The organism is Arthrobacter sp. ISL-85, assembly GCF_018613675.1.
In the GTDB taxonomy this organism is placed as follows: domain Bacteria; phylum Actinomycetota; class Actinomycetes; order Actinomycetales; family Micrococcaceae; genus Arthrobacter.
In genome coordinates, this window is sequence record NZ_JAGGPQ010000024.1 from 112,332 (window position 1) to 133,493 (window position 21,162).

23 protein-coding genes and 1 riboswitch are annotated in these 21,162 nt (G+C 66.5%); of the genes, 4 read left to right on the top strand and 19 right to left on the bottom strand.

Annotated features, from left to right (window positions below):
* Positions 1-57 precede the first annotated feature (57 nt).
* On the top strand, positions 58-303 hold the full coding sequence (locus J7I84_RS17755; protein WP_214945854.1) for an acyl carrier protein: 246 nt from the start codon (positions 58-60) through the stop codon (positions 301-303).
* Between the two features lie 174 nt (positions 304-477).
* Complete coding sequence (locus tag J7I84_RS17760) at positions 478-1,713, top strand: beta-ketoacyl synthase (RefSeq protein ID WP_214945855.1); 1,236 nt, start codon at positions 478-480, stop codon at positions 1,711-1,713.
* A gap of 122 nt (positions 1,714-1,835) precedes the next feature.
* Here the strand turns inward: J7I84_RS17760 and J7I84_RS17765 are convergent, their stop codons facing one another.
* The 17 genes from J7I84_RS17765 to J7I84_RS17845 all read right to left on the bottom strand — a co-directional run bounded on the left by J7I84_RS17765 (position 1,836) and on the right by J7I84_RS17845 (position 15,160).
* Positions 1,836-2,339 (bottom strand): DUF3145 domain-containing protein, encoded by a 504-nt coding sequence (locus tag J7I84_RS17765; RefSeq protein WP_188571271.1) that lies wholly within the window; start codon positions 2,337-2,339, stop codon positions 1,836-1,838.
* Between the two features lie 240 nt (positions 2,340-2,579).
* A complete protein-coding gene (locus J7I84_RS17770) occupies positions 2,580-3,506 on the bottom strand; it encodes a tyrosine recombinase XerC (protein ID WP_214945856.1) in 927 nt (308 codons plus the stop codon).
* A 46-nt stretch (positions 3,507-3,552) separates the two neighbouring features.
* Positions 3,553-4,782 (bottom strand): DNA-processing protein DprA, encoded by a 1,230-nt coding sequence (gene dprA, locus J7I84_RS17775; protein WP_214945933.1) that lies wholly within the window; start codon positions 4,780-4,782, stop codon positions 3,553-3,555.
* A gap of 23 nt (positions 4,783-4,805) precedes the next feature.
* The gene (locus tag J7I84_RS17780; protein ID WP_214945857.1) at positions 4,806-6,350 is read right to left on the bottom strand and encodes a YifB family Mg chelatase-like AAA ATPase; all 1,545 of its coding nucleotides are present in this window, start codon (positions 6,348-6,350) and stop codon (positions 4,806-4,808) included.
* Positions 6,350-6,706, bottom strand: coding sequence for a YraN family protein (locus tag J7I84_RS17785; protein ID WP_214945858.1), 357 nt, complete (start codon positions 6,704-6,706; stop codon positions 6,350-6,352). Before J7I84_RS17785 ends, J7I84_RS17780 begins: the two co-directional genes overlap by 1 nt.
* 109 nt (positions 6,707-6,815) lie before the next feature.
* A complete protein-coding gene (locus J7I84_RS17790) occupies positions 6,816-7,142 on the bottom strand; it encodes a DUF2469 domain-containing protein (protein ID WP_056335405.1) in 327 nt (108 codons plus the stop codon).
* Positions 7,143-7,191: 49 nt separating this feature from the next.
* Positions 7,192-7,995 (bottom strand): ribonuclease HII, encoded by an 804-nt coding sequence (locus tag J7I84_RS17795; RefSeq protein ID WP_214945859.1) that lies wholly within the window; start codon positions 7,993-7,995, stop codon positions 7,192-7,194.
* A gap of 2 nt (positions 7,996-7,997) precedes the next feature.
* Positions 7,998-8,825, bottom strand: a complete 828-nt coding sequence (gene lepB / locus J7I84_RS17800) for a signal peptidase I (protein WP_214945860.1) — start codon at positions 8,823-8,825, stop codon at positions 7,998-8,000.
* On the bottom strand, positions 8,826-9,503 hold the full coding sequence (gene lepB / locus J7I84_RS17805; RefSeq protein ID WP_214945861.1) for a signal peptidase I: 678 nt from the start codon (positions 9,501-9,503) through the stop codon (positions 8,826-8,828). It abuts the gene before it with no gap.
* A gap of 84 nt (positions 9,504-9,587) precedes the next feature.
* Positions 9,588-9,947 (bottom strand): 50S ribosomal protein L19, encoded by a 360-nt coding sequence (rplS, locus tag J7I84_RS17810; RefSeq protein WP_214945862.1) that lies wholly within the window; start codon positions 9,945-9,947, stop codon positions 9,588-9,590.
* Positions 9,948-10,184: 237 nt separating this feature from the next.
* Complete coding sequence (gene trmD, locus J7I84_RS17815; protein ID WP_214945863.1) at positions 10,185-10,997, bottom strand: tRNA (guanosine(37)-N1)-methyltransferase TrmD; 813 nt, start codon at positions 10,995-10,997, stop codon at positions 10,185-10,187.
* Positions 10,998-11,543 carry a ribosome maturation factor RimM gene (gene rimM / locus J7I84_RS17820; protein WP_214945864.1) on the bottom strand — a complete coding sequence of 182 codons (546 nt, stop codon included), beginning with the start codon at positions 11,541-11,543 and terminating at the stop codon, positions 10,998-11,000.
* 115 nt (positions 11,544-11,658) lie between these two features.
* Entirely contained in the window at positions 11,659-11,901 is a 243-nt protein-coding gene (locus tag J7I84_RS17825; protein ID WP_018759999.1) for an RNA-binding protein, read from the bottom strand.
* Between the two features lies 1 nt (position 11,902).
* Positions 11,903-12,325, bottom strand: a complete 423-nt coding sequence (rpsP, locus tag J7I84_RS17830) for a 30S ribosomal protein S16 (RefSeq protein ID WP_214945865.1) — start codon at positions 12,323-12,325, stop codon at positions 11,903-11,905.
* A 180-nt stretch (positions 12,326-12,505) separates the two neighbouring features.
* Positions 12,506-12,961, bottom strand: a complete 456-nt coding sequence (locus tag J7I84_RS17835) for a hypothetical protein (RefSeq protein ID WP_214945866.1) — start codon at positions 12,959-12,961, stop codon at positions 12,506-12,508.
* Between the two features lie 142 nt (positions 12,962-13,103).
* Positions 13,104-13,979, bottom strand: a complete 876-nt coding sequence (locus tag J7I84_RS17840) for a VOC family protein (RefSeq protein WP_214945867.1) — start codon at positions 13,977-13,979, stop codon at positions 13,104-13,106.
* A gap of 98 nt (positions 13,980-14,077) precedes the next feature.
* On the bottom strand, positions 14,078-15,160 hold the full coding sequence (locus tag J7I84_RS17845; RefSeq protein WP_214945868.1) for an amidohydrolase family protein: 1,083 nt from the start codon (positions 15,158-15,160) through the stop codon (positions 14,078-14,080).
* A 79-nt stretch (positions 15,161-15,239) separates the two neighbouring features.
* Positions 15,240-15,347, top strand: a riboswitch (TPP riboswitch).
* On the opposite strand from J7I84_RS17845, the gene thiC reads away from it, so the two are divergent.
* On the top strand, positions 15,343-17,169 hold the full coding sequence (gene thiC / locus J7I84_RS17850) for a phosphomethylpyrimidine synthase ThiC (protein WP_214945869.1): 1,827 nt from the start codon (positions 15,343-15,345) through the stop codon (positions 17,167-17,169). It overlaps the preceding riboswitch by 5 nt.
* Here the strand turns inward: thiC and J7I84_RS17855 are convergent.
* Together J7I84_RS17855 and ffh are read right to left on the bottom strand one after the other, a co-directional pair.
* Positions 17,166-17,900 (bottom strand): alpha/beta fold hydrolase, encoded by a 735-nt coding sequence (locus tag J7I84_RS17855; protein WP_214945870.1) that lies wholly within the window; start codon positions 17,898-17,900, stop codon positions 17,166-17,168. The genes thiC and J7I84_RS17855 overlap by 4 nt on opposite strands.
* A 99-nt stretch (positions 17,901-17,999) precedes the next feature.
* Positions 18,000-19,583, bottom strand: a complete 1,584-nt coding sequence (gene ffh, locus J7I84_RS17860; protein WP_214945871.1) for a signal recognition particle protein — start codon at positions 19,581-19,583, stop codon at positions 18,000-18,002.
* A gap of 84 nt (positions 19,584-19,667) precedes the next feature.
* Between ffh and J7I84_RS17865 the strand changes: the two genes are divergently transcribed.
* Complete coding sequence (locus J7I84_RS17865) at positions 19,668-21,068, top strand: glucose-6-phosphate dehydrogenase (protein ID WP_214945872.1); 1,401 nt, start codon at positions 19,668-19,670, stop codon at positions 21,066-21,068.
* Positions 21,069-21,162 lie beyond the last annotated feature (94 nt).

The following is a 21,162-nucleotide window of genomic DNA, read 5'->3' on the forward strand; positions in this document are numbered from 1 at the left end:
CGCGGCCCGGACCGTTTCCGGCAGCCCCTGCCGGCAATACAAGAAAAGGAGCCACCAATGGCTAGCAACGAAGAGATCCTGGCCGGCTTGGCTGAAATCGTCAACGAAGAAACCGGACTTGCCCCGGAGGCCGTCGAGCTGGACAAGTCCTTCACCGAGGACCTGGACATCGACTCCATCTCCATGATGACCATCGTGGTCAACGCCGAGGAAAAGTTTGGCGTTCGCATCCCGGACGAAGAGGTCAAAAACCTCAAGACTGTCGGCGACGCTGTCAGCTTCATCTCCGGAGCACAGTCCTAGTCCCAGGCTTTTCGCCGTCACACGGCTTGGCAGGGCTGCCGGTCCGGATTGACCGGACCGGCAGCCCGCCGCATTTATCCGGCACAGAACCCCGACCGGGACTGGCCGATTACAAGATGTGCGGGACCCCGCGGCAGGCGCAGGCGGACTCCCCACCGAAGAAAGAGTGATCCCATGACACGCAAAGTAGTCATTACCGGTCTGGGTGCCACCACACCCATCGGCGGCGATGTACCCACTATGTGGAACAACGCCCTCAAAGGGGTCTCCGGTGCCCGCACCCTGGAGGACGACTGGGTAGCCAAGTACGAACTCCCCGTCCACTTCGCCGCCCGGTGCAGCACCCCGGCCCTCGATGTACTCAGCCGTGTAGAAGCCAAGCGGATGGATCCCTCCACCCAGTTCGGCGTCATCGCTGCCAGGGAAGCCTGGGCCGATTCCGGCATCACGGAATTTGACCAGGACCGGCTGGCCGTTGCTTTTGCAACCGGCATTGGTGGTGTCTGGACCCTGCTGGACGCCTGGGACACCCTGAAGGAAAAGGGCCCACGCCGGGTCCTGCCCATGACTGTCCCCATGCTGATGCCCAACGGCGTGGCAGCGGCCGTCAGCCTGGACCTCGGTGCCCGCGCCGGCGCCCACACCCCAGTCTCTGCCTGCGCCTCAGGCACCGAGGCCTTGCACCTCGGTCTGGAGCTCATCCGCTCCGGCAAGGCAGACGTGGTGATGTGCGGTGGCGCCGAGGCTGCCATCCACCCTATGCCGCTGGCGGCATTTGCCTCGATGCAGGCACTGTCCCGCCGGAACGATGCGCCGGAGCGCGCTTCCCGCCCGTACGACACCGCGCGTGACGGCTTCGTCATGGGTGAAGGCGCTGGTGCCCTGGTCCTCGAGGCCGAGGAACACGCCCTGGCCCGCGGCGCCCGCATCTATGCCGAACTTGCCGGCACATCCGTCACAGCCGACGCGTACCACATCACGGCCCCGGACCCGCAAGGACTTGGCGCCACCCGCGCCCTGAAGGCCGCCATGTTCGACGGCCGGATCCAGGCTGAAGACGTGGTGCACGTGAACGCACATGCCACCTCCACACCGGTCGGCGACAAGCCCGAGTACACGGCCCTGCGTGCGGCACTGGGCACCCACGTGGACAACGTGGCAGTCTCTGCCACCAAGTCACAGATGGGCCACCTCCTGGGCGCTTCCGGCGCTGTGGAGGCAGTCCTCACGGTCCTCGCGGTGCATGAGCGCAAGGCGCCGGTCACCATCAACCTTGAGAACCAGGACCCTGAGATCCCGCTCGACGTTGTCACCTCCGCCCGGGACCTGCCTGCCGGCAGCATCGTGGCGCTCAGCAACTCGTTTGGTTTCGGCGGCCACAACGCCGTTGTGGCCATCCGCAGCGTGTAGCTCTTATGCCGGGGCATGTTCCCCGGAAGCCAATGGGAGGCCCCGCCAGTTCGGCGGGGCCTCCCATTTTGCTATGGATGTGTTGCGGCAGTGAGGTCACCGCCGGGGACGGACGACGGCGGTCAGCCCACCTGGTGGAGCCAACGCACCGGGGCGCCTTCGGCAGCGTGGCGGAACGGTTCAAGTTCCTCGTCCCAGGCTTCGCCGAGGGCGAGGGACAGTTCGTGATAGACGGCGGCCGGATCGCCCGCACCGGACTCGTAGGCGTAGCGGATGCGGTCCTCGGAGACCATGATGTTGCCGTGGACGTCCGTGACGGCATGGAAGATCCCCAGTTCCGGCGTGTGTGACCAGCGGCCGCCGTCCACGCCCTGGCTGGGCTCCTCCGTCACCTCATAGCGGAGATGCGCCCAGCCACGGAGGCAGGACGCCAGTTTGGATCCGGTACCGGGGGCCCCGGTCCAGGACAACTCGGCCCGGAACATGCCGGGCGCGGCAGGCTGCGGGGTCCACTCAAGGTCCGTCCGCTTGTCCACCACAGCGCCGACTGCCCACTCAACGTGGGGGCACAGCGCCGTAGGGGCCGAGTGAACGAACAGCACACCGCGGGTCATTGCAACAGACATTCCATCCTCCATAGCTCTAGGTACGTCTTCCCCAACGACCTCTGCCTGGATGGAACTGCCGTGCCCTGCTCTGCGGCGGTGATTCCCTGCGTGTATTTAGATGTATCACATAAAGCTGAGTCCGGGCTTGCCGCGCCGCACGAAGCTCAGGGAGCTTCAAGCGACACTTGAAAGTTGCCGGACGTGACTCTTATTGTGCCGTACCCCGTGGAATTACGCCAGTGCGATTCGCCACACCGTTCAGGCCCTGGGATGCGCCTGCTGATAGCTCTTCCGAAGGCGGTCAACCGAGACGTGGGTATAGATCTGCGTGGTGGCCAGGCTGCTGTGGCCCAGGATCTCCTGCACGGCGCGCAGGTCAGCGCCGCCGTCGAGCAGGTGCGTGGCAGCCGAGTGCCGCAACGCGTGGGGTCCGGACGCAGAGGTGTCCCCCAGTGCTTCAAAGAGCGTGTTGACCAGGGCACGGACCTGGCGCTGGTCAATGCGTCTGCCGCGCGCCCCCAGGAAGAGGGCGGGGCCGCTGCTGTCCTTCGCCAGTGCGGGGCGCCCCCGCCGGAGCCAGTCGTCGACGGCCACGGCGGCAGGGACGCCGAAGGGGACTGTGCGTTCCTTGTTGCCCTTGCCGATGACCCGCAGCGTGCGGCGGTCCGGGTCAAGGTCGTCGACATCGAGACCGGCAAGTTCGCCCACGCGGATACCCGTGGCATAGAGGAGTTCCACCATGGCCCGGTTCCTGACTGCAACAGGTTCGCCTTCTGTGGCCGACGTTTCCAGTTCCTCCAGGATGCGCGTGAGTTGCGATGCCTGAAGCACCCCCGGCAGGGATCCATCCCGTTTGGGTGCCTTCAGGCGAAGCGCGGGGTCGGTGTCGATGAGTTCTTCCCGGAGTGCCCAGGCGGTGAATACCCGCGCCGTGGCGGAGCGGCGCGCAAGGGTGGCCCGCGAGGCGCCCGCAGAGCTTTGGCTTCCGAGCCACCGGCGGAAGGTTCCCAGTTCAAGATCCTTTAGTCCTGCCACGCCTTCCGATCCCGCATGGGCCAGGAGGCTGTGCAGGTCGCCCAGGTACGCGCGGCTGGTGTGGGCCGACACCGCTCGCTCCCCCGACAGGTAGCCGGCGAACGCATCCAGTGCCTTGCCGAGTTCCCCGGGCAGTTCTTCATGTTCCACTCCTCTACCTTCCCAGTTGCGTGGCCCGCACCGCGCACGGACACGGTCACCCCTTGCCGCGTTTCCAGCCGCCCCGCTCCGACACAGCAAGTCCCAGCAGGCCCAGCCGGCCAAGTCCTGCCCGCACCGAGTCCTGTCCCAGCCCGGCCACGGTGCAGAGCTTTTCTACGGATGTGGTGGACCGAAGCGGCAACGCGTCCAGCAGGATCAGGTCCTCGAGGGTCAGGCCGTCCTGGACTGCCGCTTCGCTGGTACGGTGGTCGGGCAGCGCCGTGCCACTGGGCGAGGCAAGCTCGGCGACTTCCGCCGCATCAGTGACGCAGACTGCCCCTCCGTCCCGGAGAAGCCGGTGGCACCCGGCAGAGTTGGCGCTGTGGACCGATCCGGGAACGGCACCAACGGCACGGCCCAGGGTCTCAGCGTGGTGGGCCGTATTGAGCGCCCCGGAGCGCCAGCGCGCCTCGGCCACAACCGTCACCGCGGAGAGGGCAGCAATCAGGCGGTTCCGCTGCAGGAAGCGGTAGCGGGTTGGGGCCGAACCTGGTGGTACCTCAGCCAGCACTGCTCCCTGGTTGGCCACGGCGCGCAGCAGGTCTTCATTGCCTGACGGATAGAACCTGTCCACTCCCCCGGCCATGACTGCGATAGTGGGGACAGCGGAGGATCCGCCGGCGAGGGCTGCCCGGTGAGCATGGGCGTCAATGCCGTAGGCTCCGCCCGAGACGATCGTGAAGCCCCGCTGCGCAAGGGAGTACGCGAGGTCTCCGGTGACCGCTGCCCCATAGCTGGTGCTGTCCCGGGATCCCACCAGGGCTATGGACTTGTCCAGTGTCGGCAGCGGCTGTTCTTGTCCACGCCACCAGAGGCAGATGGGTTCCTGGATTCCCAGGTCCGCAAGCTGGACAGGCCACAGGTCATCACCGGGGATGATGAGGCGTCCGCCGAGCCGCGCCATGGTGGCCAGGTCGCGTTCGGGGGCGAGGTCAGTGAGCCGGGGCTGCCACCGCTTCAACGCTGCTGCCAGCCCGGCCCAGCTGCCGCCCGCCCCGCTGTCTGCCAGCAGTGCGGTGATCTCCCGTTCCAGGTCGGGGCCGGCCGCCGCCTGCCCGGTGGCGATCCGCAATGCGTCCGTTGCCCCTGCGATCTGCACCAGGGCGAGGCCCGCCGCATCCTGCGGTTCCATCAGCCGTGAAAGGGCGGCCCGGGCCAACCGTTCCGTTTCCGTGCTCCGCGTCTTTTCCACGGCCCGCTCCTTCTCCACCCGCAGTTCCTTCATTTCGTTCCGGTCCTGGAGGTTTGTCATGCCGCGGCCGCCGCAGCCTGCCGCAGGCCCAGTGCCTGGCCGATGTCGTTAGTGTCCGGTATGTCCCGGTGGCCCAGGTCCGCGAGGGTCCAGGCGAGGCGAAGGACGCGGTCGTAGCCGCGGGCGGTCAGGACGCCCCGTTCCAGGGACTGGTCCAGGATCCTGGTTGCTGCCGGGGCGAGCCGCAATTCTCCGCGGAGGATGCGTCCCGGCACCTGCGAGTTCGTCTCGAGGCCGAAGCACTGCAGGCGTTCGGCCTGCCGCACACGTGCGTCCCGCACCCGGCGCGCCACCGAAGCTGTGTCCTCTTCAGCCCCCGCCTGGCCGAATTCGGCCAGGGAAACCCGCTCCACCTGCAACTGGATGTCCACCCGGTCCAGCAGAGGGCCGGACATCCTGGCAAGGTAACGGCGGCGCATCATGGGAGTGCAGGTGCAGTCCAGTCCTTTGCCGGCGGCCTTGCCGCACGGGCAGGGATTGGCCGCAAGCACCAGCTGGAACCGGGCCGGGTAGGCAGCCGTCCCCGCCGAGCGGTGAATCACCAGTTCCCCGCTCTCCAGGGGCTGCCGCAGCGCGTCCAGGACACGCCGTTCGTATTCCGGCGCCTCGTCAAGGAAGAGCACGCCCCGGTGGGCGCGGGAGGCCGCGCCCGGCCTGGGCAGGCCCGATCCACCGCCGATGATGGCTGCAGCGGTGGCTGAGTGGTGCGGGTTCTCGAAGGGCGGCCGGCGCAGGAGCTGCACGGAGGAAGACGGCAGACCGCACAGCGAATGAATGGCCGTGACCTCCATGGACTCGTGGTCGCCAAGGTCGGGTAAAAGACCGGGCAACCGCTCCGCCAGCATGGTCTTGCCGGCGCCCGGCGGCCCGGTGAGCAGCAGATGGTGGGCCCCCGCGGCGGCCACCTCCAGGGCTCTGCGGGCGTCGCCCTGGCCGGAGACATCTGCCATGTCGGGACATGGGCCCGCAAGGGCGGGGACGTCTCCGGCTTCGTCAGCGTCGTACGGTTCGAAGTCAAGGGCCAGTTCCTGCGGATCGGCACCGAAGTCGAGGGCAAGCCTGGCGAGCGTGTGGTAGCCGCGGACGGTGGCTCCCGGGACGAGGGAGGCCTCGGCCAGGTTGGCCCGGGCCACCACGACCTCGGGGTAGCCGGCCTGAACGGACGCCATGACGGCCGGCAGGATTCCCCGCACGGGCCGAAGCCTGCCATCAAGTCCCAGTTCAGCGATGAAGACGGTGCGTCCGGTGGGCTTGATGTCATTCGCGGCCCGGAGCACTGCCATGGTGACGGCAAGGTCGAAGCCGGAGCCGCGCTTGGGCAGCGAGGCTGGAATGAGGTTGGCGGTGATCTTCCGGCGGCTGAGCGGGATCCCGGAGTTCTTTGCGGCGGAGCGGATGCGCTCCCTGGCTTCATTCAGCGAAGCGTCCGGCAACCCGAGGATGACGAATGCCGGGAGCGTCTGGCCGATGTCCGCCTCGACTTCGACGATGTAGCCGTTCAGCCCCACAAGGGCGATGGAGTAGGTCCGGCCGAGCGCCATCAACCCACCCCCTTGAGGTGTTCCACCACGGGTTCCCCGCCGCCGTCGTCCACGACGGCGACCACGTCCACACGGCGCAGCGGCATCCGCAGCTCGCGGTCGCGGCACCACGCGGCACCGAGGCGGTGCAGCCGCGCCAGCTTTTCGGGGCCCACTGCCTCAAACGGGTGGCCGTAATCCAGGGAGCGGCGTGTTTTGACTTCGGCAATGACCAAGGAATCACCGTCCAGGGCAACGATGTCGATCTCGCCCTCGGCGCACCTCCAGTTGCGGTCCACCACCAGCATGCCCAGTGCTTCAAGATATTCCGCGGCGAGGTCTTCGCCGCGCCTGCCCAACAGGTCCTTCGATTTCATTTCTACCTCCGCAACCAGCCTGGCGGCGGACGCAGGCGGAAAACAGAAGGCCCCTGTCCTATGTGGACAGGGGCCTGTGTGGAGGGGAAGTTGGGCTTTCCGGGGTTTGCTAGTTCCCCAGGTCCACGTCCTTGGGCAGTGCCAGCTCCTCGTTGCGGGGCAATTCCTCGACGTTGACGTCCTTGAAGGTCAGAACCCTGACGCTCTTGACGAAGCGGGCAGAACGGTAGACATCCCAGACCCAGGCGTCCTGGAGGGTCAGGTCGAAGTAGACCTCGCCGTCAGCGCTGCGGGCCTGCAGGTCCACGTGGTTGGCAAGGTAAAAGCGCCGCTCGGTCTCGACAACGTAGCTGAACAGGCCGACGACGTCGCGGTATTCACGATAGAGCTGAAGCTCCATGTCGGTTTCATAGTTCTCAAGATCTTCAGCACTCATGCTTCCATCTTGCACTATGTCCGGCACGGCGGGCGCCCGGCGGCAGGAGTCAGTCTCCGTACAGCTCGTCCCCGTCGGGGACCACCGAACCCTGCAGTTCGCCGCCGAGAAGCCTCCAGCTGACCCGGTGGTACGGTGTGGGCCCGGCTGCGCGAAGCACGGTCCGATGGCCGGCGGTGGCGTAGCCCTTGTTGATGTCCCAGCCGTAATCGGGGAATTCGGTGTGCAGTTCGCGCATCATCCGGTCCCGCTCCACCTTGGCGATGACGCTTGCGGCGGCCACGCTAAGGCACTGCATGTCGGCCTTGATCCTGGTGTGGACCGGGGCCTCGCATGCGGCCTCCAGGGTGGGCTGGTCGAACAGGGACAGTTGCTCCACGGGGGAAAGCCAGTTATGGCTTCCATCCAGCAGCACGGCTTCCGGGTAGACGCCCGCAGCGAGGACACTGCACCAGGCCCGGGTTCCGGCCAGCCGCAGGGCAGCGATGATGCCGAGCGAATCGATTTCGCTGGCGGTGGCGTGCCCCACGGCGGAAGCAACGCACCAGCGCCGCACCAGTGGATCCAGCCGTTCGCGCTCGGCCGGGCTCAGGAGCTTGCTGTCACGCACGCCTGCCAGCGGCTTTTGGCGCTCCAGGTCCACCACGGCGATCCCCACGCTCACAGGCCCGGCAAGGGCGCCGCGGCCAACCTCGTCAACGCCGGCGAGGAACCGCACTCCCTGGGCCTTGAAGGTGCGTTCATGCCGCAGGGTGGGCGCCTTGGGGCCGCGGGAAGCGGCCTTGGTGCCGGACACCGCCTTTGCTGGCGGGGAAGCCTTGGTTGCCGGAGAGGCCTGTACTGCGGAAGACATGGTCAGTGCGCCGCCGGGACGTTCTTGAAGACGTCCGGATAGTTGTCAAGGGTCTTGATCCTGTTCAGCGGCCACGCGATCACGGCAGCCTTGCCTTCGAGGTCCTTGAGGTCGACGAATCCGCCGTCGGTCTCCATGTGCGCACGGGAATCCGCAGAGTGGTTCCGGTTATCACCCATCACCCACACCTTGCCCTCCGGGACGGTGACGTCAAAGTTGCGGACCTGCGGAACTTCGGCGGGATTGATGTACGCCTCGTCGACGGCGGTCCCATTAATGGTCAGTTTACCGCCGGCGTCGCAGCAAACCACGTGGTCGCCAGGCAGTCCGATAACCCGCTTGACCAGGTGCTGCTCCGAATTGTCCGGCAGGAGTCCAACGAACGTCAGGCCGTCCTGGACCCAGGTGAACGGACCCTGCGTTTTGGCCGGGGCCGGAGGCAGCCAGCCTTTGGTGTCACGGAACACCACAACGTCCCCGCGGCTCAGCGCAAAGGGCTCGGGAACCAGGAGGTTGACGAAGATCCGGTCGTCCACGTCCAGGGTGTTCACCATGGATTCGGACGGGATGAAAAAGGCCCTGAACAGGAAGGTCTTGATGAGGAAGGACAGCACCACCGCGATGACCACTACGGTGGCAATCTCCTTCAGCCATCCCAGCAAAGGATTGCCGGCGGACTTCCCGGCAGCTTTTGACACCTTCCGGCTGCGCCGGTGGACCGGCACTGCCGCCTCCGGGCCGTCACTCGATGCAGGGGCAGCTGGAACGGCCGCCGGCTCGGATGCGCCGTCGTGGCGCGGTTCAGGTTTCCGCGCGTGGTTCTCGGGCATTTACCGTCCGTTCTGTGTTGTGGGCCCCGGCGCCGGCGGCCGTGCTACTGGGGCAAATCTATCAAGCGGCCAGAGGATCTGGACCGGCCGGCCGATCACCCGGTCCAGCGGAACGAGCCCACCGCCGGGGGCGCCCAGCAGGCTGCGTGAATCGGCGGATACTGACCGGTGGTCCCCCATCAGCCAGAGCCTGCCCTCGGGAACCTCCGTGCTGAACTTCTGCGTACTTGGCGCATCCCCGGGGAAGACGTAGAGCTCATCCAGCGCTGTCCCGTTGACGGTGACCTTTCCGCTCGTATCACAGCAAACCACCTTGTCGCCGGGAAGGCCGATCACCCGCTTAACGTAGGTTGTGTCGCTCCCGGCCAGCCCGAGCCATTGCAGCGCGGAGGTTGTGCTGTCAACCAGCGGGCCCCTGCCGCTGCTAAGGGGCGCGAAGCTGCCACGCCCGTCGAAGACAACAACGTCCCCACGCCGGATGGGTTCGGCCTGGAAGTCCGTGCGCGATACCAGGATCCGGTCCCCGCCTTCCAGGAGCGGCTCCATGGACTCAGAGGGAATGAAGTAGACATCGAGCCACAGGGACCTCACCAATCCGCTGAGGGCGACGGCAAGGAGCAGTGCGGGAAAAACGAAACGCCAGCCCATTTTGCGGGGCTGGCGTTTCGTCTGGTGCATGGTCCGTATCCTGGCGCTGGTGCTTTGCTCCGGCGCTTGCCGGCTACGGCCGCGCTCCAGCCTGGCGGTAAATCCGGGGAGGACTTACTTGGCGGTGCTGAAGTCGCGCTTTTCCTTGATCTTGGCGGCCTTGCCGCGCAGTGCGCGCATGTAGTACAGCTTGGCGCGGCGGACGTCACCCTTGGTGACGACCTCGATCTTTTCGATGATCGGGGAGTGCACCGGGAAGGTACGCTCCACGCCGACGCCGAAGGAGACCTTGCGGACGGTGAAGGTTTCGCGCACGCCGTCACCCTGGCGGCCCAGGACGAAGCCCTGGAAGACCTGGACACGGGTGTTCTTGCCTTCGATGATGTTCACGTGCACCTTGAGGGTGTCGCCCGCGCGGAAGTCGGGAACATCGTTGCGCAGCGAAGCTGCATCGACGGAATCGAGAATATGCATGATTGCACTCCTGGTGAACGCCACAGGTCATTCACTTTAGGTCACGGCAGGCAAGTCCGGCTGCTGGAAGGTAGGCCGGGGTCTCACCGCCGAAGTAGAAAGTATCCGGCCGCTTCAAGGCTTGATGGGGCCGGTTGTCCGGCTGTTGGCCGCGCTACCCCCTGTGGCAGGAGCGGACCCAGCAGACACAAGGGTTAATTTTGCCACAGCAGCAGGGTTACGCCAATTCCGCCGGCGCTAGTCCTTCGGTTCGGCTGCCGACTCCGGCCGCCGGGCAAGTTTGCCGTCCACGACGTCGTAGCCCAGGTTGTGCAGTTCGGTGCGGTCTGCACGCGGGAGGCTGCCGGCGTCGAACCCCTCCAGCAGGTCCGGGCGGCGCTCCGCTGTCCGGCGGTACTGTTCGTGGCGGCGCCACTGCGCGATCTTCCCGTGGTTGCCACTGAGGAGCACCGGGGGCACGCCGCGGTCCCGCCACACGGACGGCTTGGTGTAGACCGGATACTCCAGCAGCCCGTCAGAGTGGGACTCCTCCACCAGGGACTCGGGGTTCCCCACAACGCCCGGGAGCAGCCGGCCAATGGCCTCCACCATAGCCAGGACGGCCACTTCCCCGCCGTTGAGCACATAGTCGCCCAGGCTGACGGGCCGGACGTCGAAGTGCTCCTGCGCCCATTCGATGACCCTCTCATCGATGCCCTCATACCGCCCGCACGCAAACGCGAGGTGCTGCTCCTCGGCCAGTTCGTAGGCGAGGGCCTGCGTGAACCGCTCCCCCGCCGGCGAGGGAACAATCAGTACGGGCCTGCCGTCCTGGTCCGGGCGCCCTTCGGCAACGGCCGAGAGGGCCTGCGCCCAGGGTTCGGGCTTCATGACCATGCCGGCGCCGCCGCCATACGGGGTGTCGTCGACGGAACGGTGCTTGTCAGTGGCGAAGCTGCGCAGGTCGTGGACGTGCAGGTCCAGGATGCCGTCCTGCCGGGCCTTGCCGATCAGTGAGAGTTCGAGCGGGGCGAGGTATTCGGGAAAGATGCTGACGACGTCGATGCGCATCTAAGCGCTGCCTTCGGCTTCCGGGGCGGCGGCTTCTGCAGTATTGATGTCGAACAGGCCGTCAGGCGGGGTGAGGAGGATAAAGCCTTCTTCCACGTTCACCTCGGGCACGATTTGCTCCACGAACGGGATGAGGATCTCGTCGCCGTCCGGGGTGGTGACCACCAGCAGGTCCTGGACCGGCAAGGTGTTCAGCGCCGTTACCTTGCCCACCACCTGTGAGCCGACCCGGGCTTCCAGGCCCACCAGTTCGTGCTCGTACCAGCCTTCGTCGTCGTCCTCGTCCAGCTCTTCGGTTTCGACGAAGAGCCTGGCTCCGCGGAGGGTCTCCGCCTGGTTCCGGTCCGTCACTTCCTCGAAACCGAGCAGCAGGATGTCCTTGTTCCAGCGGGCACTGCTCACGGTCAGGGGACCGGAGGCGGCAGGCTCAACCACGAACTCCGTTCCGGGGACAAACCTGTCCTCCGGGGCGTCGGTCAACACCTGGACGGTGACTTCCCCGCGAATGCCGTGCGGCTTGCCAATCCGTGCCACCTGAAGCTGCATCTGTTCCTCTGTTCCGGTTGTGGTGCTTCTACGGAAAGCACCCTGCTGTGAAAGAACTCCGGCCCCTCCACCTGGTGGTGGAGGGGCCGGAGCAAAAACTGGTATTGCCGAGCGCTCAGCGGCGGCGGTCGGTATCGACGACGTCGACCCTTACCGGTTCGCCGCCGGCCAGTGCAGCCACCACGGTGCGCAGTGCGCGTGCGGTGCGGCCCTGGCGGCCGATCACCCGTCCGAGGTCGTCCTGGTGAACGCGCACCTCGAGGGTGTCCCCGCGGCGGTTGTTCTTGGAACTGACCTTGACGTCATCCGGGGAATCAACGATTCCGCGGACCAGGTGCTCCAGCGCTTCTGCCAGCAATCTACTCAGCCTCGGTGGTCTCAGCTTCGGCCTCGGCCGGGGCCTCGGCAGCGTCAGACTTGGAGGCCTTCTTGGTGATGGCTTCCGGGATGATGACCGAGCCCTTTTCCGGAGCAACGAAGGATTCCTTCGCGACCTTGGTCTTGAGGGTGCCTTCCTGGCCCGGCAGGCCCTTGAACTTCTGCCAGTCACCGGTGATCTTCAGGATCGCGGCAACCTGCTCGGACGGCTGGGCGCCGACGGAGAGCCAGTACTGCGCGCGCTCGGAGTTGACCTCGATGAACGAGGGCTCTTCGGTGGGGTGGTACTTGCCGATCTCTTCGATGGCACGACCATCACGCTTGGTGCGTGAGTCCGCGACGACGATGCGGTAGTACGGGGCGCGCATCTTGCCGAAGCGCTTAAGGCGAATCTTTACGGCCACTTTTGTGGTCACTCCTGTTTCAGAAAAAGGGGTGAACCCGGCGTTCTGCACCCGTGGGGCGGGCCATACTTGCGGGTTCGAAGGACAGGATCCGGACGCGGAGAGAGGGGCCACGCGGATCGAGTACCTGTCTATTGTGCCAGATGAGCGCTGTTATTTCGACTTGGCGCCGCGGGCGGGTCAAGCGGACCAGACGTACAGCCCGGTCCGTTGGGAGTCATCCAGCCCGGCCGCAAGCCTGGCGAGCTGTTCAACGTAGGTCCTTGCCTGGGCCGCGCCGAACGGGATGTCCTCCTGGGCGGCCCACTGCTCGGCGACGTCCTCGAGGACATTGCCTTCACCTTCGGTTTCGTAGGTGAGCAGGTCCGCCAGCGCACGGACCATGGCCGGCGGGACGGCAAGGAGGGAGTCGCTGGCAACATCCACCATGGTCAGCTCATAATCTGCTCCGCCGGCGTGGACGGCCGTCCCGGCAAGATCGCCGAGCTGCTCCACTTCAAAGTCGCTGATTCCCTGGATGCGCACCGCCTGGCCGTCGGGGCCGCCCTCCATGGCGGAGCCGCGTCCTTCATCAAGGAGGCCGGCGTGTTTCAGTGCGGCGTCATGGGTGGCGACAAAGATCTCGGTGAAGCCCATTGCTGGTGCCCTTCTTCCGTTGGCGGAACTGCGCGCCGGGTGCTGCGTGCCACCCGGCCGTACGGGATCAGCCTAGTAGTTGCGGGCCCGCCGGCGCACACCCGGGAGGCCTGCCGCGGAGTACCGCAGGATGCGGTGTTGATCAGCCGACGGCCACGCGGATCCGGTTGCGCCACGGATCCTCGAACCGCAGCTCGGCGCCGGTGTGATGGGCGGGCACCCCGGCGACCTTCAGGCGGTCAGCCAGCGCCCCGACGTCGTCCCCGGAGGGAACCTCGATGAGCACCTCACCCAAGCCCAGGGTGTCCTTGCGGGGGCCGGCGCCACGGCTGTTCCATACATTCATGGCCATGTGGTGGTGGTAGCGGCCTGCGGAAACGAACAATGCCTGCCCGTGCCAGCCCGCCGTCTTTTCGAACCCAAGTGTTCCCACGTAGAAGTCCCGGGCGGTCTGGACATCGCCAACCTGGAGGTGGACATGCCCCACGCCGGCGGCTGTTTGCCGCTGGCCTTCCAGGGACTCCTCGGTGAGGTACTGCTCAAGGTAGCGCTGGGGCGGCAGCGCCAGGCTGTCCATGACCACATCGGTCCCATTCCAGGACCAGTTGCTGCGCGGGCGGTCCCAGTAGAGCTCGATGCCGTTACCCTCAGGGTCGGTGAAGTAGAAGGCTTCGCTCACCAGGTGGTCGGCGCTGCCCGTGAAGGCCCGCGGCTCATATTGTGCAGCCGTGGCGACGGTGGCAGCAAGGGACGCCTGGTCCTCAAACAGCAGTGCGGTGTGGAACAGGCCTGCCTCTCCCCTGCCGGGAAGGTGCAGCCCAGGGGCCGGGGCAAGGTGGACCAATGGCCTGCCGAGCCGGCCGAGGTAGAGCCCGCCGTCCTGCTCGGCCACCACCTCGAGGCCCAGGGCGCGCTGGTAGTAGTCGGTCATGACCTTCATGTCACCCACCTTGAGCATCACTGTGCCCATGGCGAGGTCGGCGGGAAGAAGATCCTGGCTGCTGGCTGATGCGGTCATTGACGGCTCCTTGCATTGGCGGCCGTCCCGGTGGCGGCCTGTCACATATTAAAATTACTTGAAGCTTCAATTTATTCCAAGTCCCCCCAGCCACCCGATCAGCGAATGATGCGGCCTCCCAGCACTACATGTTCCAGCGCTGTGATGGTTTGCGGTACTGCCCGCGGATCTTCCCGGCACACCACGACGTCGGCGCGGGCTCCCTCGGCCAGCCCGTCCACTCCCAGCCACGCACGGGCTGCCCAGCAGGCGGAGTCAAGGGCTGCATCCATGGGCAGGCCAGCGCTGTACAGTGCGAGGATTTCGTCGGCGATCCTGTCGTGCCCGATCACGCTGCCGGCATCGGTGCCTGCGAAGATGCGTACGCCCGCGGCGTGGGCTTCCGCCACCCGCTCCAGCCTGCGTTCCCACAGGGCGCGCATGTGGGCGGCATAGCGCGGGAATTTGGGATCCGCTTGGGCGGCAATGTCCGGGAAAGTGGCGATATTGATGAGGGTGGGCACGATCGGTACGCCCTGTTCCGCGAACCGGGGCAGGTGCCGCGGCAGGAGCCCGGTGGCATCCTCAACGCAGTCAATGCCCGCGTCCAGCATCTGGTCCATGGTCTCCTCGGCGAAGCAGTGCGCCGTCACCCGGGCACCTTCGTCATGGGCCGCCTGGACAGCGTCGCGCACGAAGCCGGTAGGAAAGGACGGCGCCAGGTCACCGATGCCCCGGTCAATCCAGTCCCCCACCAGCTTGACCCAACCGTCACCGTCGCGCGCCTGCTTGCGTACGGCTTCTACAAGGCCCTCCGGCTCTACTTCCTCAGCGAAGCCCCGCAGGTAGCGGCGCGTCCGCGCGATATGCCGGCCGGCGCGGATCAGTAACGGGAAGTCCCGGCCGCCCTGCATCCAGCGGGTGTCTGCCGGCGAGCCCGCGTCGCGCACCAGCAGGGTTCCTGCGTTGAGGTCGGCCAGTGCCTGGTCCCGGGCGCCCCCGGCCCCCACCGGACCGTCGGGGCCCAAACCGATATGGCAGTGCGCATCTGCGAACCCGGGCAGGACCCAGCCGTACAGTACCCGGTCCGGAGGGGCTGGGGGCTTGCTGAAGGTCAGCCTGCCGTCCACGGACCAGAGTCCCTGCCGTACCTGGTCCGGCGCGGTCAAAACGGGTCCGCGAAAGTGGATTACTGCTGCCATTCCGGCTCCTTCCGGTGCCCGGCCAGGCTAGCACCCGCAAATGTGACAAGGCGTGTCCCAGAGCCTGTGGTAGCTTCGTTCCTGACCACACGGGAGCCCTTGCAGGGGCTGAGATCGGGCTGAGGCAGCCTGCGACCGTTGAACCTGTCCGGGTAATGCCGGCGAAGGAAGTGAGTATTCCCTTGAGTACACAAAACACCCAGTTGACCCCTGCCCGCATGCAGTCCGCCGGGGAGTCCGGTACCGGGTCCGTGACCCAGGTGACGCAGTCCTTGAAGTCGCATTCGCTGGCGTTCATTGAAGACCCCGGTGCCGGCATCCGGGTACCGGTGACGGAAATCGCGCTGGAGGACTCGCCGAACGGCCAGCCCAACGCGCCCTTCCGGACCTACCGGACCGCGGGGCCGGGCAGCGACCCCGTCCGCGGGCTGGAACCTTTCCGCTCGGAGTGGATCGCGGCGCGTGAGGACACCGAAGCCTACAGCGGCAGGGCACGCAACCTGCTCGACGACGGCCGCTCCGCCGTGCGCCGCGGTGCCGCCTCCGCGGAGTGGAAGGGTGCGCAGCCGGTGCCCCGCCGCGCCGTCGACGGCCGGACGGTGACGCAGATGCACTACGCGCGGAAAGGAATGGTCACCCCGGAGATGCGGTTCGTGGCGCTGCGCGAAAACTGCGATGTTGAACTGGTCCGCAGCGAACTGGCGGCCGGCCGCGCGATTATCCCCAGCAACATCAACCATCCGGAGTCCGAACCGATGATTATCGGCAAGGCCTTCCTGGTGAAGATCAACGCCAACATCGGCAACTCCGCCGTAACCAGCTCAATCGCGGAGGAGGTGGACAAGCTGCAGTGGGCCACGCAATGGGGCGCCGACACCGTCATGGATCTGTCCACCGGCGACGACATCCACACCACCCGGGAATGGATCATCCGGAACTCCCCCGTCCCCATCGGGACCGTGCCCATCTATCAGGCCCTGGAGAAAGTCAACGGCGAGGCCAACGCCCTGACCTGGGAGATCTTCCGGGACACGGTAGTGGAGCAGTGCGAACAGGGCGTTGACTACATGACCATCCACGCTGGTGTCCTCCTGCGGTACGTACCGCTGACGGCCAACCGGGTCACCGGGATTGTCTCGCGGGGCGGGTCCATCATGGCCGGCTGGTGCCTGGCCCACCACCAGGAGAACTTCCTCTACACGCACTTCGATGAGCTGTGCGAAATCTTCGCCAAGTACGACGTCGCGTTCTCGCTGGGCGACGGCCTCCGGCCCGGCTCGACGGCGGACGCCAATGATGCCGCCCAGTTCGCGGAACTGGACACGCTCGCCGAGCTCACGCAGCGCGCCTGGGAGTACGACGTGCAGGTGATGGTGGAAGGCCCCGGCCATGTTCCGTTCCACCTGGTCCGGGAGAATGTTGAGCGGCAGCAGGAGCTGTGCAAGGGCGCGCCCTTCTATACGCTGGGGCCGCTGGTGACTGACGTTGCACCCGGCTATGACCACATCACCTCGGCTATCGGTGCCACCGAGATTGCCCGGTACGGCACCGCCATGCTCTGCTATGTCACGCCGAAGGAGCACCTGGGCCTGCCCAATAAGGACGACGTGAAGACCGGGGTGATCACCTATAAGATCGCGGCGCACGCGGCGGACCTGGCCAAGGGCCACCCTGGGGCGCATGAGCGCGATGATGCCCTGTCCAAGGCCCGCTTCGAATTCCGCTGGCGCGACCAGTTCGCATTGTCCCTGGACCCGGTGACTGCGGAGGCGTTCCACGACGAGACGCTGCCCGCCGAGCCTGCCAAGACGGCACACTTCTGTTCGATGTGCGGCCCCAAGTTCTGTTCCATGCGGATCAGCCAGGACATCCGCGATGAATTTGGGTCCGCGGAGGCGCAGGCAGCGTTGGCCGGGATGGCATCGGGGATGCGGGAGAAGAGCGAGGAGTTCCTGGCGGCCGGCGGCAAGGTGTACCTGCCGGAGCTGCGGGTTCCGGCGGACGGCTAGGACGCCCGGGCCGGCTGGCTCCGGCTGACCCCGCTGATGAACTGCCGGATGGCCCGGTCCCCGTCCAGGGAGTCCTGGGGCCGGTGCCCTCCCGCGGCAACGCGGTGCAGGGCACCGGTCTCCCGCAGATAACCGGCAATTTCCTCGTAAAGCGGCTCCCACCCGCCCGTCAGGACAAGCGTGGGCACGCCGGGCACAATGTGCAGGGGGGCTTCCCATGACGGTGCCTGGAGGCGCAGCCTGCGGGCCGACCGTTTCTCCTCGGCCGTTGCCGGCTGCTGGAGGTCGGTGGCGTAGATCCGCCGGACGAATTCGCGCTGGAAGTCTTCGTCGCTGAGCTGGTGGCGGACGTCAAAAAGGGGCTGCATCAGGCTGATATGCGCGGCAGTGGCTGGTAGTTCCGCTGTCAGGGAGAGGCAGGCCGGCTCCACCAGGGTCAGCGAAAAGACCAGGTCCGGGCGTTCGACGGCGGCCATCATGGCGGCGATTGCGCCCTGCGCGTGTGCCACCACGTGTCCGCCGGCGGCGCCCCGGCCGTCGTCGGCCAGGGACCGCAGGATAATCGCGGTGTCTTCCGCGAACGAGGACTCCTGCGGTTCCGCGACGGCATCGTAGCCGTGCCGGCGGAGGAACAGGGCGTCATAGGACAGTGCCATGCCGTGCTGGCGGGGCCATGCGGCGGCGCCATACGTCCCGGCGCCGTGCACGAACACTACCCTTTGCTTGAACATGTCCCAACCCTATTCCACGGTGCCGACATCCCAAGTAAGCAGCACCAGGTGTCGTTTTGACCGGTCAAAACGAGTGCCCGGCGCTACTTTGGCGGGCTGCTACTTGCCCAGGAACTTGTCGAAGCCCTTGGGCAGATTCAGCTGGGACGGGTCGAAGTCGCCGCCCTGCTGGCCGAACGCAGCCCCGGTGGGCAGTGCCTTCGCGGCGTTGGCACGGCGGGCTTCCGCGTCCTTGCGCTCCTGGGCAGCCTTGGCGGGGTTGCCCGACTTTGGCTTTTTCTTGGGCGCGTTCTTGGCGTTCTTCCGCGCCCCGCCACCGGCCCCGGGCAGGCCCGGCATCCCTGGCATTCCCGGCATGCCGCCCTGGGCCATCTTCTTCATCATCTTCTGGGCCTGGGCGAAGCGCTCCAGCAGGCCGTTGACCTCTGAGACGTGGACGCCGGAGCCGCGGGCGATGCGGGCACGCCGCGAGCCGTTGATGATCTTTGGCGCCAACCGCTCGTGGGGGGTCATGGACCGGACGATCGCCTCAACGCGGTCGATCTCCCGCTCGTCGAACTGCTCCAGCTGCTGCCGGATGTTCTGGGCGCCCGGCATCATCATGAGCATCTTCTTCATGGAGCCCATGTTGCGGATCTGCTGCATCTGGGCCAGGAAGTCTTCGAGGGTGAAATCTTCCTGGTCGGCGAACTTCTTCGCCATCCGGGCAGCTTCATCCTTGTCCCAGGCCTTTTCGGCCTGTTCGATGAGCGTGAGGATGTCGCCCATGTCCAGGATGCGCGAGGCCATCCGGTCCGGGTGGAAGAGCTCGAAGTCGTCCAGGCCTTCGCCGGTGGAGGCGAACATGACCGGCTTGCCAGTGACCGACGCGACCGAAAGCGCGGCACCGCCGCGGGCGTCGCCGTCGAGCTTGGACAGCACGATGCCGGTGAAGTTCACGCCCTCGTCGAAGGCCAGGGCAGTGTTGACGGCGTCCTGGCCGATCATGGAGTCGATCACGAAGAGGACTTCGTTCGGGACGATGGCCCGGCGGATCTGGCGGGCCTGTTCCATCATGGCGGCGTCCACGCCCAGGCGGCCGGCGGTGTCCACGATGACGACGTCGTGCAGCTTCTGGCGCGCTTCCTCCACACCGGCGCGGGCGACGGCGACCGGGTCACCGGCAGGCTGGTCCAGTTCGGTGGAGGTGGCGCCCGGATGCGGGGCGAAGACCGGTACGTTTGCCCGCTGGCCCACTACCTGGAGCTGGGTGACGGCGTTGGGGCGCTGCAGGTCGCAGGCCACCAGCAGGGGGCTGTGGCCCTGGGCCTTCAGCCACTTGGACAGTTTGCCGGCCAGGGTGGTCTTGCCCGCACCTTGGAGGCCGGCAAGCATGATGACGGTGGGGCCGTTCTTTGCCAGCCGGATCCGCCGGGTTTCGCCGCCAAGGATCTCCTGGAGTTCCTCGTTGACGATCTTGACGATCTGCTGGCTGGGGTTCAGTGCGGCCGAGACCTCGGCACCCAGCGCGCGTTCGCGGACCCGCCCGGTGAATTCGCGGACCACCGGAACGGCCACATCGGCGTCCAGAAGGGCACGGCGGATCTCGCGGACGGTGGCATCAACATCGGCCTCCGTAAGGCGGCCCTTGCCGCGGAGATTCTTGAAGGTTGCTGTCAACCGGTCAGAGAGTGAATTGAACACGCGCCGTGAACTTCTTTCAGGAGATGATCGGGACTCGACTATCTAGGGTACCAAGTCAGGCACGGTAGATGGCATGCTGGCAAAATGACGAGCCAAATAACTGTCAAGACCCTGCTCATCCTCGGCGCCTCGGGCGACCTCACCGGACGGCTCCTGCTGCCTGGACTTGCCCGGCTTGTGGCGGCAGGCCGGGCGGAGGGCCTCACCCTGGTGGGGGCAGGCTCGGATCCATGGACACCCGAACAGTGGCGGGAGCGGGTGGAATCGTCCTTTGCCGCGGCGGCCGGCGCGGCCGATGAACTGGGGAAAGACGCCCTGGAGTCGGTGCAAAAGGAGACGGCCTACCACCAGGTGGACGTCACTGCCGGCGGCGCCCTCGCTGCCCTGCTCACCGGGCTGCAAGGCCCGGTGGCGGTCTACTTCGCGCTTCCGCCCCGGATCAGCCAACGTGCCTGCGAAACCCTCCAGCCCCAGGAGGTCCCGGAAGGCACCCGCCTGGTGATGGAGAAGCCGTTCGGGTCCAGCGAGGAATCAGCCCGGTCGCTGAACCGCACGCTGGCACGGCTGGTCCCCGAGGACCACATCCATAGGGTGGACCACTTCCTGGGCAAGGCTACTGTCCTGAATATCCTGGGCCTGCGGTTCGCCAACAACTTCCTGGAACCCGTGTGGAACCGGCAGCACGTGGAAAAGGTGGAGATCTTCTTCGACGAGGACCTGGCGCTGGAAAGCCGTGCGCGCTACTACGACGGTGCCGGCGCGCTCCGCGACATGATCCAGAGCCATCTCCTTCAGGTCATGGCCATCATGGCGATTGAACCTCCGGCCACCATCGGCGAGCGCGATCTGCGTGATGCGGTCTCCGCCGTCCTCCGCGCCAGCAGCGTCAAGGATCCCCTCGCTGACTCCCGCCGGGCCCGCTACACGGCTGGTTCGGTGGCAGGCAAGGAGGTGCCCGACTACGCCCGTGAGGATGGGGTGGATGCCGCGCGGGGAACGGAAACCCTCGCCGAGATCCAGGTGGGGATCGACAACTGGCGCTGGCGGGGCGTCCCCTTCATCCTGCGCTCGGGCAAGGCCCTCGGGGACAAGCGCAAGGAAGCGGTGGTCACCTTCCTCCCGGTGCCCCACCTCCCCCAGGGCTTTACCGGGGTGGACTCCCCCAACCAGCTGCGGATCGGCTTTGGCCCGGACACGCTGGAGTTCGACGTCGACGTCAACGGTCCCGGAAATATCTTCAGCCTGGGCCGGGTCACCCTGGAAGCGGAACTCAGTGCCTCGGACCTCCTGCCCTACGGCGAAGTGCTGGAGGGTGTCCTGGCCGGCGACCCGCTGCTGTCCGTCCGGAGCGACACCGCCGAGGACTGCTGGCGGATTGTTGAACCGGTGCTCAAAGCCTGGGAGGAGGGCAAAGTTCCGTTGGAGGAGTACGACGCCGGGTCGGCCGGCCCCGCGGCATGGCCTACCAACGGGCACAACGGCTAAGCCTCCACGAAGGCAGGACGGGCGGGAACCTTTTGGTTCCCGCCCGTCCTGCCTCACACTTCAGTTGTTGCCCTGCCGGGCCGTGGCGCTCCGT

What these genes read in the sequence shown, in the direction of transcription:
- J7I84_RS17755 (WP_214945854.1), top strand. Translation starts at nt 58, where the DNA reads ATGGCTAGCAACGAAGAGATCCTGGCCGGCTTGGCTGAAATCGTCAAC.
- J7I84_RS17760 (WP_214945855.1), top strand. Translation starts at nt 478, where the DNA reads ATGACACGCAAAGTAGTCATTACCGGTCTGGGTGCCACCACACCCATC.
- J7I84_RS17765 (WP_188571271.1), bottom strand. Translation starts at nt 2,339, where the DNA reads ATGTCTGTTGCAATGACCCGCGGTGTGCTGTTCGTTCACTCGGCCCCT.
- dprA (WP_214945933.1), bottom strand. Translation starts at nt 4,782, where the DNA reads ATGAAGGAACTGCGGGTGGAGAAGGAGCGGGCCGTGGAAAAGACGCGG.
- J7I84_RS17780 (WP_214945857.1), bottom strand. Translation starts at nt 6,350, where the DNA reads ATGGCGCTCGGCCGGACCTACTCCATCGCCCTTGTGGGGCTGAACGGC.
- J7I84_RS17785 (WP_214945858.1), bottom strand. Translation starts at nt 6,706, where the DNA reads ATGAAATCGAAGGACCTGTTGGGCAGGCGCGGCGAAGACCTCGCCGCG.
- J7I84_RS17790 (WP_056335405.1), bottom strand. Translation starts at nt 7,142, where the DNA reads ATGAGTGCTGAAGATCTTGAGAACTATGAAACCGACATGGAGCTTCAG.
- J7I84_RS17795 (WP_214945859.1), bottom strand. Translation starts at nt 7,995, where the DNA reads ATGTCTTCCGCAGTACAGGCCTCTCCGGCAACCAAGGCTTCCCCGCCA.
- lepB (WP_214945860.1), bottom strand. Translation starts at nt 8,825, where the DNA reads ATGCCCGAGAACCACGCGCGGAAACCTGAACCGCGCCACGACGGCGCA.
- lepB (WP_214945861.1), bottom strand. Translation starts at nt 9,503, where the DNA reads ATGCACCAGACGAAACGCCAGCCCCGCAAAATGGGCTGGCGTTTCGTT.
- rplS (WP_214945862.1), bottom strand. Translation starts at nt 9,947, where the DNA reads ATGCATATTCTCGATTCCGTCGATGCAGCTTCGCTGCGCAACGATGTT.
- trmD (WP_214945863.1), bottom strand. Translation starts at nt 10,997, where the DNA reads ATGCGCATCGACGTCGTCAGCATCTTTCCCGAATACCTCGCCCCGCTC.
- rimM (WP_214945864.1), bottom strand. Translation starts at nt 11,543, where the DNA reads ATGCAGCTTCAGGTGGCACGGATTGGCAAGCCGCACGGCATTCGCGGG.
- J7I84_RS17835 (WP_214945866.1), bottom strand. Translation starts at nt 12,961, where the DNA reads ATGGGCTTCACCGAGATCTTTGTCGCCACCCATGACGCCGCACTGAAA.
- J7I84_RS17840 (WP_214945867.1), bottom strand. Translation starts at nt 13,979, where the DNA reads ATGACCGCATCAGCCAGCAGCCAGGATCTTCTTCCCGCCGACCTCGCC.
- J7I84_RS17845 (WP_214945868.1), bottom strand. Translation starts at nt 15,160, where the DNA reads ATGGCAGCAGTAATCCACTTTCGCGGACCCGTTTTGACCGCGCCGGAC.
- J7I84_RS17855 (WP_214945870.1), bottom strand. Translation starts at nt 17,900, where the DNA reads ATGTTCAAGCAAAGGGTAGTGTTCGTGCACGGCGCCGGGACGTATGGC.
- J7I84_RS17865 (WP_214945872.1), top strand. Translation starts at nt 19,668, where the DNA reads ATGACGAGCCAAATAACTGTCAAGACCCTGCTCATCCTCGGCGCCTCG.